General features: G+C 42.6%; 14 protein-coding genes and 1 rRNA gene. All 15 read right to left on the bottom strand.

Annotated elements, in window-relative coordinates; translation table 11 throughout:
• Window positions 1-56: 56 nt before the first annotated feature.
• The gene (locus tag DWX28_RS07795) at window positions 57-317 is read right to left on the bottom strand and encodes a hypothetical protein (protein WP_022215521.1); all 261 of its coding nucleotides are present in this window, start codon (window positions 315-317) and stop codon (window positions 57-59) included.
• Between the two features lie 14 nt (window positions 318-331).
• Window positions 332-607 (bottom strand): acylphosphatase, encoded by a 276-nt coding sequence (locus DWX28_RS07800; protein WP_118252354.1) that lies wholly within the window; start codon window positions 605-607, stop codon window positions 332-334.
• A gap of 21 nt (window positions 608-628) precedes the next feature.
• Window positions 629-1,144: a phosphatase PAP2 family protein gene (locus DWX28_RS07805; protein WP_118252355.1), complete on the bottom strand. Its 516-nt coding sequence runs from the start codon at window positions 1,142-1,144 to the stop codon at window positions 629-631.
• The gene (locus tag DWX28_RS20525) at window positions 1,134-1,262 is read right to left on the bottom strand and encodes a helix-turn-helix domain-containing protein (protein ID WP_334290852.1); all 129 of its coding nucleotides are present in this window, start codon (window positions 1,260-1,262) and stop codon (window positions 1,134-1,136) included. The genes DWX28_RS07805 and DWX28_RS20525 overlap by 11 nt, the downstream gene beginning before the upstream one ends.
• Window positions 1,263-1,299: 37 nt before the next feature.
• Entirely contained in the window at window positions 1,300-1,518 is a 219-nt protein-coding gene (locus DWX28_RS07815) for a hypothetical protein (protein ID WP_022215524.1), read from the bottom strand.
• A gap of 23 nt (window positions 1,519-1,541) precedes the next feature.
• Window positions 1,542-2,567 (bottom strand): transglutaminase domain-containing protein, encoded by a 1,026-nt coding sequence (locus tag DWX28_RS07820; protein ID WP_118252356.1) that lies wholly within the window; start codon window positions 2,565-2,567, stop codon window positions 1,542-1,544.
• Window positions 2,568-2,587: 20 nt separating this feature from the next.
• Window positions 2,588-2,758, bottom strand: coding sequence for a hypothetical protein (locus tag DWX28_RS07825; RefSeq protein WP_015540605.1), 171 nt, complete (start codon window positions 2,756-2,758; stop codon window positions 2,588-2,590).
• Between the two features lie 31 nt (window positions 2,759-2,789).
• A complete protein-coding gene (locus DWX28_RS07830; RefSeq protein WP_118252357.1) occupies window positions 2,790-4,226 on the bottom strand; it encodes a serine/threonine protein kinase in 1,437 nt (478 codons plus the stop codon).
• Window positions 4,227-4,250: 24 nt separating this feature from the next.
• Window positions 4,251-6,062, bottom strand: coding sequence for a DUF6320 domain-containing protein (locus DWX28_RS07835; RefSeq protein WP_118252358.1), 1,812 nt, complete (start codon window positions 6,060-6,062; stop codon window positions 4,251-4,253).
• Entirely contained in the window at window positions 6,029-6,991 is a 963-nt protein-coding gene (locus DWX28_RS07840; RefSeq protein ID WP_118252369.1) for an alpha/beta hydrolase, read from the bottom strand. Before DWX28_RS07840 ends, DWX28_RS07835 begins: the two co-directional genes overlap by 34 nt.
• A 174-nt stretch (window positions 6,992-7,165) precedes the next feature.
• Window positions 7,166-7,771 (bottom strand): outer membrane protein assembly factor BamB family protein, encoded by a 606-nt coding sequence (locus tag DWX28_RS07845; protein ID WP_118252359.1) that lies wholly within the window; start codon window positions 7,769-7,771, stop codon window positions 7,166-7,168.
• 41 nt (window positions 7,772-7,812) lie between these two features.
• A complete protein-coding gene (locus DWX28_RS07850; RefSeq protein ID WP_118252360.1) occupies window positions 7,813-8,631 on the bottom strand; it encodes a hypothetical protein in 819 nt (272 codons plus the stop codon).
• Window positions 8,632-8,798: 167 nt separating this feature from the next.
• Window positions 8,799-9,530 carry a histidine phosphatase family protein gene (locus DWX28_RS07855; RefSeq protein WP_022213282.1) on the bottom strand — a complete coding sequence of 244 codons (732 nt, stop codon included), beginning with the start codon at window positions 9,528-9,530 and terminating at the stop codon, window positions 8,799-8,801.
• Between the two features lie 20 nt (window positions 9,531-9,550).
• Window positions 9,551-11,347 carry an IS1096 element passenger TnpR family protein gene (locus tag DWX28_RS07860; RefSeq protein ID WP_118252361.1) on the bottom strand — a complete coding sequence of 599 codons (1,797 nt, stop codon included), beginning with the start codon at window positions 11,345-11,347 and terminating at the stop codon, window positions 9,551-9,553.
• A gap of 346 nt (window positions 11,348-11,693) precedes the next feature.
• Window positions 11,694-11,801 (bottom strand): 23S ribosomal RNA (locus tag DWX28_RS07865); the annotation flags it as partial.

An 11,801-nucleotide genomic window follows, 5' to 3' on the forward strand; every position in this document is an offset into this window, starting at 1 on the left:
TCATTTTATCTGCAAAAAGAGCAGGTCTCTGCCCGCTCTCTGCTAATCAATCCTTATTAATCCTCATCAAAGTTTACTGCGTAAACTCCCTCTGGAAGTCTCATTGTAAGGATTCCAAGATTAAATTCATGATCCATAACTGTGATATGATACTCAAAGATCACATCATCCTCAAACTTGGACAGTAATACATAAGTGCCGTTTTCTTTGCCGTCAATCTGGTCACAGATGTCCTCGTAGACTGCTTCACCGGAAATTTCCCTCGGATAACCTGATGACTTGATCTTTTCCTCAATTGCCTGATATAATTCTTCCATTTGTGCATCTCCCTTCAGTAGCGGATTCCGAATCGCCGCTCATCCTCATCCAGAGAAATCCTTCGCCTTCGGATATCATCGATCTCTATATAACGGTCATTGTAAAGTGCCTGAATGATCTTGTCAATATCTTCTTCAAGGCCCTGCAATTCTGTCGAAACAGAACCGTCATATTCGTTTCTCGCCCATCCGGTCACACTGTACATCTGTGCCAGGTATCCTAATTTATACCGGAATCCAACACCCTGGACTCGTCCATAAAAACTGATCGCTTCTCTGATTTTCTGCATGGTTTTTCCTCTATATTTATTTTATCTGTTTCTCAGTTTTTCCATAATTTTGTATCCTATATATCCTGACAAAATTCCGAGAAGGATTCCTCCCAGTACATCTGTAGGATAATGTACATATAAATAAAGTCTTGAGACTGCGATCAGGCAGGCAAGTACCAGCGCCGGTTTCCAGGCTTTATTTTTTGCAAAATACAATGCGCCCACTGTTGTAAACGATGCTGATGTGTGACCCGACGGGAAAGAAAAATCGTGAAGCTTCGGAACCAGAAGCTGAACCGTCGTATTTACATCATACGGTCTTGTCCTCGCAAACAGATTTTTGAGAATCACATTGCACAGTATCGTCTGTACAACCAGTGCCGCCAGCATTACGCCGCCGGCCCGCCTTGTTTTCGGTATCACCAGAAAGATCGCCGTCAAAATGATCCAGATAATTCCGGCATCTCCAAGTCTGGTGATCCCGACCATGATCTTATCCAGCACCGGTGTATGCAGTGTCTGGATAAAATCCAGGATTTTTAATTCAATGCTCATAATCCTCACTCCATTGTTTATAAATGTATCTGCATGTGCCGATTGTCTTATGTATTTTAATCTTCTGCTCTTCTGTAGGATTGATCTCTGTTTTGAATCGCTTCAGCAATCTCCTCATCCTTTTCCTATTTATCCCATGAACAAGACCTAAGCTCCTACCGCAGTTTCCTCAGTTCGCCTTCGATCAGGAACACTTCGTCGCCCTCGTTGATGTCCAGCTCATACAGTCTGGCATCTTTTTCGTGGATGATCTTTTCTTCTCCTGTGAGATTGCTTTTGAGAAGTACTTTGTCTTTGATCTCAAATCCATCCGGCCACCCTTCACAGCCGAAATCCGGTTCTTCAATATGTAAAACCTGAAATGTTTCCAGCATAGTAATTTCCCCTTATTAAAAAATTATTCTTTTTCTCCCTCATTTGCATCTTCCATTGTGATGCATTCCTGTGCCTGTTCTTCTATGTAATGGAGGCTCAGGACTGCCTGCGGCCAGTTGACATTTACAACTGATGTCTTTTTTCTTTCTTCTCCCGCTTTGCGGATCAGGTCGAGAAGTTCCTTCAGTACTTCTCTGGTAAGATAGCCGCCACGCCAGTGGAAGGTGAGTGTTTTGCCTTTCTTTGCAGCCTGCAGGGAGCGCTTGTAGACATCTTCCTGCTTCGTAAAGGAAAGTTTCTTTTCTTTGTAGTAAAAATGTTCGTGATCTGTGCAGTGTGGTGCCGGTGCGATCAGAGGCTCATGATCCCGGAAAATACTCTTATCGTCAAGATTAAAGTAATCGTAGCGGATATCCTGCACCTGGTCGCTCTTTCCAAGGGCGTTGTCAAAAGTCGCATCCAGATGATAATATACGCCGCCGACTTTGACGATATTCCAGGTGTGGCGGTATTTAATCCCCTTATCCGGATTGTTTCCGCAGATTGCGATGACGCACCAGACACCAAGCTCATCGAGAAGGACTTTGACCGCCTTGGCGATTCCCTCACAGACACCCACTCCCTGTCCGAGCGGTCCTATGATCTCGTGAGAATATGGTTTCTTGAGTTTATCGTAGCGGATGTTTTCGCAGATAAAATCGTGGACATATTTTTCCTTTTCCCATTCGGACAGGTTTTTGGCAGGCCGCACGAGCTTGTCTACCCGTGCGGTCATTGCCTTCTGGTGTTCTTTGATCTTACTTTTTTCGAAGAGATATTCCGGGATAAAGATGATATTCGGTGAGTCTTTGTAGTAGCGGTACTTGTATCCGGTTGCCCAGAAAATCTCCGGATGATCCAGCCTCAGCTGAAAAAATACATCATATAGAGCATCTGCATCCAGTGCCGGAATCTGAAATTCATCCGCCAGTCCGCGGATTCCCTGCAGCATGGCATGATACGCCGCCTGCTTCTGTTTATCCATGTAGTTGTAGTAATACTGTTCCATCTTACTCGTATCTCCCGGATCTATTTCATAGAGTACTGCATCATCTCATAATGAAGGATACATCCCTCATAAATCTCCATCGGCAGAAGCGCCCTCGCCACCAGCTTAAGTTCCTCCTCTGGTCTGTCAATCCTCTGCAGATGTGCATAGTCTCCATCGATCTGTTTTACTTCATAATCACATTCTAACATTGTTTTTCTCCTTATTGTAAAGTGGATATTTTTAATTTACCTTATTTCCATTCTCGTCATAGTTCCAGTCATCAAACCAATCTGTCTCTTCCGAATCTCTGTTGTCAAAATCGTTGAACCAATCCGTTTCTTCTGTATTTTCCTCCAATGCAGCTTCTGTTGGGGAGATTTCAACTGTCGGAACAGGGGCTTCTGTTGGAGTTTCTATCGGAGCTTCCGTTGGTGCTGCACTTATTGTCGGAATGGCAGTTGCCGATACTTCCTGATTCTCTTTCGATTCGATTTTCTGTAAATTTCCCATTCTCATATAGCCAAATGCAGCAATTGCAATTCCCGCAATACACAGAATGCCGATTATCGCTGGCATTTTGGAGGATTTCTTTGGAGTTTTCGGGGTTTTATTCTCCGGTTCCACCGGCTGTACTATCACCCGTTCCGGTTTCACTGATTCTGTTTTCTCTGCTTCTGTTTTCTCCAAATCATCTTCCAATCCGGAGAAAAAATGAATGTCTTCTTCTGCTCTTTCTTTTTCTGAAACTTTTGCTGTTTCCTGGTCTTTCTGGTTCTGGTCATAGCTTTGTAAAAGCTTTTCTAGTTCTTCATACATTTCCTGCGGACTCTGGTATCGATCTCTCGGATTAACTGCACATGCCTTCCGCAGAATATCGCCAAGTACATGGCCTCCCATTGCCGGGTCTGGAAGTATCTCTCCTTTTAGACGTCTCTGCTTTGCCTTTGTCACATCACTGTATGACACAACTTCCCGATCCGGTGGCACAAACGGCAACTTTCCCTTATTTGCAAGCTGGTATAAAACAATCCCCAGAGAGTAAAGATCTACCGTAGCATCATACACTTTTCCGTAAAAAACTTCCGGAGCCATATAGCTTTCAGTTCCTGCCCGCGTAGACCCTGACATCGTATGTTCCAACTGTTTGGAAATTCCGAAATCGCCTAATTTATACTCCCCAAACTCTGAAATAAAAATATTGGCTGGTTTGATATCTCTGTGTATAACACCTTTTTTCCTGCATGCCTGCAGCCCATCGCACAGATCAAGTCCCAGTTTCAGGATTTCTTTCATTGTAAGGTTTCTTTCGCTTCGAAGCTGCACCAGACTTTTAAGAAGTTCCATCCTTATAAAAAGAGTCCACCCATCAGGTTCTTCCTGAATTTCAGAATCCTCAATCGCCACAATATGTGATGCACTTTTCAAAGATTCCATAATATTAATCTCTGAAGTAATATTCGCCTGCGTTTCCTGTAAATACGATGCCAGTGAAATCCTTTCGGATTCCAGTTCTCGCCTTTTCTGCTCATCAAGCGATACGTGAATTACTTTCAATGCCGCTCTGGCAGCATATTGGGTATTCTCTTTCCGGATTTCATAGACATCTCCATACGTTCCTTTTCCGATAAGCTTAACTACTTCCCAGTTTTTCCATGGTAACGCTTTTTCCTGTCCCATATTTTTCTTTCCCTTTTTAATTTTTTATATTCTTAATTTCTTTCTGAATTCACGCAACATGTCCTTTTTCTGAAAAATAAACAAACCTGCCAGCGTCAGAAAGCTGATCCCTGCACTTAATACAGACGGCCAGGTGTAAGTAATGAGGCCGACTGCGGTCAGGATTGCAGGAATACATCCTATACCTGCGGATTGTATCAGATAATACAGATATTCTTCTCTTTCCAGATGGTTGATCTTTGCGATCACAGGGATCGAACCCAGGACTGCCAGTGCTCCGAATGGAAATACGAAGTCGATCGACCAGCCATGCCATCCCGTAAAATGATCCCACAAAACACATAAAACCGTTATGATCAGAAGCTGCCACATTTCATTCTTGAGGATGTTTCTTCGCTTCAGATAAGCCACATGAACCACCAGCCATGCACAGAAACAGCCTGCTGACGCGAACCAGAACCAGTTCAGTGTTCCGAGCATCAGATAGTTGAACATGCCGCAGATCACAGCAACTGCCAGGCACAAAAATGTGAAAGTCTGCATCACTTTTCTGTCCTCTTTTTTTTGTTTTTCACCGCATCCCGGGAATTCATTTTTTTCTTCTTTGCAGGAAATCCCCTCTTCTTTCAGCATGCGGACAAAGTTTTTCTGGATCCTGTCATCCGGTATCTTAGAGGTAAAATCTACCACAAACTGATCTTCATAAGAACAGGAGCAGACCTGCAGGGAATTCGTGCTTGCAAAGATACCGAACCTGTCAATATATTTCTTATATTCCGGAGGGAATTTGAGAATTCCGATATTGGAATATACTGCTGTAATACTTCTTCCTCCCAGATTTGCACCTGCAATGAGGAAATATCGTTTGATCTCCAGTGGGACTGCACGTATGAACGGATTCTTTTCCAGACGGACATAACCGTTCATATCCATTGCGATCCTGTCTTTCTGAAGTTTTTCTTTAAACTGGTCTTTTACGGATTGCAGAAGCTGTTCGAAAGTTGTACTTTCCTCAAATTTATAGCCTACTTCGATCCAGCCAAAGAAATTTCCCATTGACTGTGATGGAAAATAATTACGCAGATTGACCGGGATCATCAGTGTGATCGGGCGCTTCTGCTGGTTCTTCGGGATATCCTCATGAATCGCGCGAAGCAGAAGTGCAGTCAGAAATATCGTGATCGACACACTATAAGAACGGGCTTTTGCCAGAATCTCTTTCACCGAAAAAATGACTTCCGTGATCTGCATATCGGAGTGAATCAGTTTCTCTCCTTTCAGCTGCACTGCCGGTGGTTTTTTCTCTTTGTTTTTTGGGATTTTTGACGAATAATACTGTGAAAAACTGTCCTCTTCCTGCTCGCCGGGAGTCGCCTCATCTGCCAGTTCGATCCATGGAAGTTTATCTTCAGGATGTGCCAGGATCAAGTAATCCTGAACCAGTTCTGTAACGAAATTCATCGCTCCTGTTCCGTCTGTCAGTGCATGATAAACCTCGAAATTGATCCGGTTTCTGTGGTAGCTCACGCGAAACAGAAGCGACTTCTGATCCGGTATATAGAGCTGGCTGCACGGTGGTTTTTTCTCCGGTTTTACGACTGCCCGGATGTCTCTTCGCTCCAGATAAAACCAGAACAAACCCTTGCGGAGCACCGCCTGGAACAGTGGATATTTCTCCATTGTCTGGTCCAGTGCTTTCTGCAGAATATCCGGATCTACCTCTTCTTTCAGCTGGCAGTAAAACCGGAAAACCCTGCTGTCATTCTTCCCCGTCACCAGCGGAAAAGCCAGTGCCGCGTTATCTAATTTTCTCCATTTTGAATATCCTGTTTCCACGTTTTATCCGCTTCTTTCTCCAAAAACTTATTCATGATCTCAAAGCTTTCCTGCACATGAAGGAACCGGATCCCCAGTGCAAAATAGCCGTGAAGTGCTTCCGGGATCCTGTGCACTTCCACATAATTTCCCGCTTCTTCCAGGCGTTTACCGTATGCTTCTCCTTCGTCCCGCAGGGGATCAAACTCTGCGGTAAGGATCAACGTATCCGGCATATGGGAGAGGTCTTTTTCGAGGATCGGTGCGAAATATGGGTTCTGTCTGTCATCTGGACTGCTCTCATATAATTTGAGATAATCTTCCATTTTGACTGCTGTGAGGAGATAGCCTTCGCCATTTTCCTGCACGGATCTATAGGGGGATTCTTCTGTATAACAGTTGTTCAATGCTGGATAGATCAGGATCTGTTTCCGTGGCATGAACTCTCCTCGTTCTCTTGCAAGAAGGCAGACCGCCGCCGCAAGATTTCCTCCTGCGCTGTCTCCAATGATCGTGATTCTGTCCGGATCAGCCGGAAGGATCAGTCTGCCTGTATAAAGTGCTTTCGCCGCCGCATAACAGTCCTCCAGCGGAACCGGGAAATGATATTCCGGTGCAAGACGATACTCCACAGACATCACGATATGCCCTGTAGACTGCGCCATCCTGCTGCATACGCGGTCATAATTCTCCACACTTTCCGTCACCCAGCCGCCGCCATGAAAAAAGAGCAGAACCGGATATTTTTCTCCATCCACAGGCTCTCCGCTCATAGCTTCCTCACTCGGAAAATACAGCCGCACAGGTACTTCATAAGCTCCATTATACACTTTTGTATCCAGTTTCTTCACAAATATACGCATCGCATCCAGCTTCTTAATATCTGCCAGCCGCCGTGACGCCTCCACCTCTATATTTCCATAAGATAGTGCATGTAAGATTGTTTGCATTGTCTTTGAAATCAAATGTTTACTCCTTGTCTGTGTGAATTAATATCTTACTCAACATTATATTATCTATTTTACTCTTTCGCAATTTGATTTTTGTTTTCTGTTTTGGAGTCAAAAAAAACCTGCCAGCGGTGTTTTTCACACCACTGGCAGGTTGGCATTTCCATGTCCGGACTACGAATATCTTACGATTCTGCCGTTCCTCATATTAAAAATAATTTTATGAACCTTCCGGGATGAATAATTCCTTGAGTTCATATCGTACAAAATAGTAACATAGTTTCCGGAAGCAGTTACTTTGTATGGCCAGTAATTTCCGGTTCTGAATGTGTTTGTTTTCCAAATAATCTTTCCTTTAGTCGATATTTTGTAAACATACTTGTCATAGTAGCCGGTTACATAAAGATTATCGTACCTGTCAAAACCGAAAATATGCCCTGCCGGGCTGATTTTGGATGTGCTCCATAAACGTCTGCCGTCTTTTTTCCGAAATGCAATTACTTTGGAACTCTCAAAAACATAAACTTTGTCTGCGCGAACAAGGCAGGTTATCTGCTTAAGTTCTGTAGCAGGATAACTCTTTGTTGTATATTTCCAGACTAATCTGCTCCTGCTGTCCAGCCCCCGTACAGTCATAAACTTCTTACCGCTTTTGTAATAAGTTTTCATTCTGACTGTAGTTGCTGTCCGATTTGCAGCCTGAGCCTGAACAGGCATCATCGCCATTAATATCAAAAACAATATGACCGGTAACAGGATTTTTCTGGTCTTCTTTTTCATAGATATCTTCCTTTCCGGGATTATCCCAAACATTCTCAAAGTTACCTAGCGAGTCCGCCACTCCATTTCGTCAATGCTTTTTTGTTATTTCCATTTAAATCGCATCTGCATTTCCTGCTTTCCCAGGAATATTTCGATTCTGTGTAGTAAATGTATTTGCCCTTTACGCTTACCTGCGTGACATTTTCTCTGGTAATCAGTTTTCTGCCACTGCCATTGCGGTTCATGATTGCAAGACTTCCTCCATGTGGAAATTCTGTCGCTGAAACAAGGAGTTTTCCATTACTCAGACGGCGAATATCACTCACGCCATAATTGGTATAAGCAACTCTTCTGGTCCTCACATTCATAATGCTTAAATTATAATATGCACCACCATACTGTGTGCAAAGACCAAAATAAAGATAAGTTCCATCACAGGCAACCGGTGCCAGAGATCTCGCAGGTCCTGATTTATAAAGCAGTGTTCTGGACTTTCTGGAACTGATCGAATACTGTTTGATTCGAATATTTTTGTAATTTCCTCCAAATGAACCATAAGAATAAAAGTTTCCACTTGTATAGTAAATAACCTTTCCATTTGTAACAAAGCCTCCACCCGAGCAGTCTCTGACAAGTGCCTGTGTTTTTCCATTTCTTCTCATATAAATCGTGTATCTGTTATATCTGTCATTATATTTCATGGAATACACCGTATTTCCAATTTTCTGAGACTTATAAAAACTTACCCTCTTATAAGAACTCAATCCTGACGCTGCCTGCACCTCCGTTGGTGTCTGTACTGTTGTCAATGTCATACACATCACAATCGCCAGGACAACACCCAACATTCTTTTAAAAATTTTGGTTCCCCTTTCCATTTTTTTCCTCCTTCATTTTTTATATATTTTCAGCCAACATCGCTGTTGCCCTCTTTATATATTGAAAATAATATGTCTGATCTGTTAATTTATAGTTTTAATATACCATACACCTGTCCTATACGCAAGAAAGGACAAGATTCTTTTGAATCTCGTCCTCTCTCAATTTAATCATGTCTTTCGTCTTTATTATCATAGCATTCGCAGAATCTCGCTGCAAAGGCAGGCGGTTCGTTGTTTGCGTAAAGGTGGGAAATGTCGCCGAAGGAATTCATTCTGAAACTTGCGATTCCTTTGCGTCTTTCTTCTGTTGTTACGGTCGTTACGGAACTTGGCGCAGCGGCGGCTCCGTGCCAGAGGACCATTGGGGATACGCTCATCAGATGGCTCAGAAGCACACATTCCAGGCCGAAATGGCAGAAGAAAACGATGGTATCGTTGTTTGCTTTTTCGACTCTGTAGTAGTGTCCTTCTCTGACATAACCATGTTCTGCGAGAAGCTTATCAAATTCTCCTGTGACATAGTCGTAATGTTTTTTTGTATCTGCTGCCTGGAGGCGTTCATTTTCAAACCAGTGATCATACTGATAAAAACGCTCGTCCATGCTCCAGTCCTGTGGAAGCCAATCCCAGAGAATGATCTTGCGGTCCGTTACATCCGGACGGTCGATCAGAACATCAAACTCTCTGAGCCAGTCACATTCTGTCGCTGTTCGGTTCATTTTTTTGAGAGTAAGAGATGCGGTGTCTTTGGCTCTGCCGAGCGGTGACACATAAAAATCTTTGATATCAAGTTTTGAAAGTTTCTCAGAAAGAAATTCAACTTCTTTCCAGCCTTTTTCTGTCAGGGAATCTATGGTGTAATCCGGATCACCGTGACGCACGATCAATAACTTCATATTTTAAAGCCTGTCCTTTCTTACTTTCTGCCACAGCATTTCTTGTATTTCTTACCGCTTCCGCATGGGCATGGATCGTTTGGATAGATTTTCTTTGTTGCCATATTTGACGGAACAAAAGTCTTATTTGCTATGCTTCCCATCGGAACGATTGACGGAATCGTTCTTTCCGATACGGACATACGTGCGATCTCATTCGGTGTATATCCACGGAAATCCAGCATTCTTGTGTTATTATTTACATTTGTCATGATAGAAGCAAAAGTTTCCATCTGTTTATCTGATTCAAACACAACATTTCTGTTCTTAAACTCTTCTGTGATATCAGAAAGCATTCCATCCATAGAAAACTCTTTGAACACAATGTACATCAGCTCTGTGATCTGAGCTGTATTCTGATGAAGTTCTTCTCTCAGGAAGTTTTCAAGTTTTTTATATGCCGGATCCTGGGATGGGTAGCCGTGTTTTGCATAGTCCAGCACTTCTTCCGGTGACGGCATATAGAATTCTCTGTCTCCCTGATACTCTTCGATCCGTTCATAAAGGTTTTCGCGAAGTACTGTTTTGAGGATCATTTTGTCATCGCGGACGATGCACATATTGTCGTTTTCCGGAACCTGTTTCAAGATTTCAAGGAATTCGTCATAACTTACCTTGTAATCTGGTCTTCTGCGATACATGCGGTATACGATCTTTAATGGCGCGATCGCATAAATAAATCCGAGCATAGTCTGGCAGGAACGCATCCAGCTTACCTGTCTGCATAATTTGCGGAATTCCGGAGTGTTGATCTCTTTATATAAGGAAATAACTGCTTTCGGAACTTCGGCATGATGGTCGCTGTAGGAAACCACATATCCTGCATCGCTGAGCCAGCCAAGTTTGATCCAGTCTGTTTCTTCTGCAAGAAAACATTTCTTGTCCAGGACTGCCTCAAATGCATCTGCTTCCCATTCATCTGCCTGAAGAAAAATCTCTCGCATTCCTTCCGGACTCAGAACATATTTCGCAATCTCCTCTGCAAGTTCTTCTTTGGTGCTGCCACTGCAGGTGATGTTGAATTCTTTGGCTTTTTCTTCGAGATCTTCTTTTTTGTAGGAAAGAAGATATTCTTTGACATCTGGATTTCTGGTTCCTTCTTCTTCCAGCTCAAGCTCTGCCATTTTTTGTTCGATAAATGGATTCAGATAGTTATCCGTAAATTCTCTCATGATTGAATCAGTGGATTGTTTATTATGAAGTTCCCGACTTACTGGCTTTGTGCTGGTTATGAGGATTTTATTGCTTTCTGTATCTGCCTTAATTTCTTCGAAGCTGCGATAATCAGATTCTCCGTCCTGCAGTTTGAAAGTCTCTTCAAGATAAGCATTTCTTTCTAATGCATCTGTCCATATTTCTTCATCTTCTCTGCTTACTTCTTTCACGATTACAGGAAAACATACTTCTTTGTCTCCCTCATCTAATATCGCTTTCTTAACTCTGTTTTCAATATCTACACGATATTCTGGCAGTTTTTCTTCTGCATGGATTCTGAAAGTAAACCATTTTTCTGTATTCATCAGATCATTTACGAAAGTATCTGCTGCATTTTGAAAATCATATTGCCAGGTTGCGCTTTCCCCGTCTTCTGTCCATTCCCGGATGCGTACTTTTTTCTGGAAAAATTCAAATTCATATAAAGATGAAGTTTCATATTCCAGAATCTCTTCAAGTACAACTGCCATCTGTGCAAATGTGATATCTGCAGGAACAAGGCAGCGTCTCCAAATAGGTGGTTTTGTTCCTTTTCTGGTTATTTTTACCTTATAAAATTCCATATGTTCATCCTTTACGTATAAATTTATTATTAGTTTTTATCTCAGTATACACTGAAACAGTTCAAAGATACAGTCCGCCATTCTATATTTAAGAAATAAAAAAACCAATGATACAACAGATTACTCATCTGCTCTAGCATTGGCTTTTTTCTATCGTATCTTCAAAACCACATACATGTTGACATTTCTGAATCAATAACCAAGCTTCCGTTCGAAATCGGTCACCTCATGACTTCGTCATTCGGTGTCATTTGCTCGCAAATGTTCAATCCAGTCTGTAAACAGCCCTCCGTGAGTAAACTCACTCCGTTCTGTTTCCATTCTGTCTTGACCGTTTTCTCACTAGTTGGTCAAGCCCTCACCCTATTAGTAGCAGTCAGCTCCATGCGTTACCGCACTTCCACCCCTGCCCTATCAACCTCGTCGTCTTCAAGGGGGTTTACTCCTTTCGGAT

Source organism: Blautia sp. AF19-10LB (genome assembly GCF_003461245.1).
Taxonomy (GTDB): domain Bacteria; phylum Bacillota; class Clostridia; order Lachnospirales; family Lachnospiraceae; genus Blautia_A; species Blautia_A intestinihominis.

Excerpts from the sequence above, each read along its gene's own strand:
- DWX28_RS07795 (WP_022215521.1), bottom strand. The coding sequence starts at position 317 with ATGGAAGAATTATATCAGGCAATTGAGGAAAAGATCAAGTCATCAGGT.
- DWX28_RS07800 (WP_118252354.1), bottom strand. The coding sequence starts at position 607 with ATGCAGAAAATCAGAGAAGCGATCAGTTTTTATGGACGAGTCCAGGGT.
- DWX28_RS07805 (WP_118252355.1), bottom strand. The coding sequence starts at position 1,144 with ATGAGCATTGAATTAAAAATCCTGGATTTTATCCAGACACTGCATACA.
- DWX28_RS20525 (WP_334290852.1), bottom strand. The coding sequence starts at position 1,262 with ATGAGGAGATTGCTGAAGCGATTCAAAACAGAGATCAATCCTACAGAA.
- DWX28_RS07815 (WP_022215524.1), bottom strand. The coding sequence starts at position 1,518 with ATGCTGGAAACATTTCAGGTTTTACATATTGAAGAACCGGATTTCGGC.
- DWX28_RS07820 (WP_118252356.1), bottom strand. The coding sequence starts at position 2,567 with ATGGAACAGTATTACTACAACTACATGGATAAACAGAAGCAGGCGGCG.
- DWX28_RS07825 (WP_015540605.1), bottom strand. The coding sequence starts at position 2,758 with ATGTTAGAATGTGATTATGAAGTAAAACAGATCGATGGAGACTATGCA.
- DWX28_RS07830 (WP_118252357.1), bottom strand. The coding sequence starts at position 4,226 with ATGGGACAGGAAAAAGCGTTACCATGGAAAAACTGGGAAGTAGTTAAG.
- DWX28_RS07840 (WP_118252369.1), bottom strand. The coding sequence starts at position 6,991 with ATGCAAACAATCTTACATGCACTATCTTATGGAAATATAGAGGTGGAG.
- DWX28_RS07845 (WP_118252359.1), bottom strand. The coding sequence starts at position 7,771 with ATGAAAAAGAAGACCAGAAAAATCCTGTTACCGGTCATATTGTTTTTG.
- DWX28_RS07850 (WP_118252360.1), bottom strand. The coding sequence starts at position 8,631 with ATGGAAAGGGGAACCAAAATTTTTAAAAGAATGTTGGGTGTTGTCCTG.
- DWX28_RS07855 (WP_022213282.1), bottom strand. The coding sequence starts at position 9,530 with ATGAAGTTATTGATCGTGCGTCACGGTGATCCGGATTACACCATAGAT.
- DWX28_RS07860 (WP_118252361.1), bottom strand. The coding sequence starts at position 11,347 with ATGGAATTTTATAAGGTAAAAATAACCAGAAAAGGAACAAAACCACCT.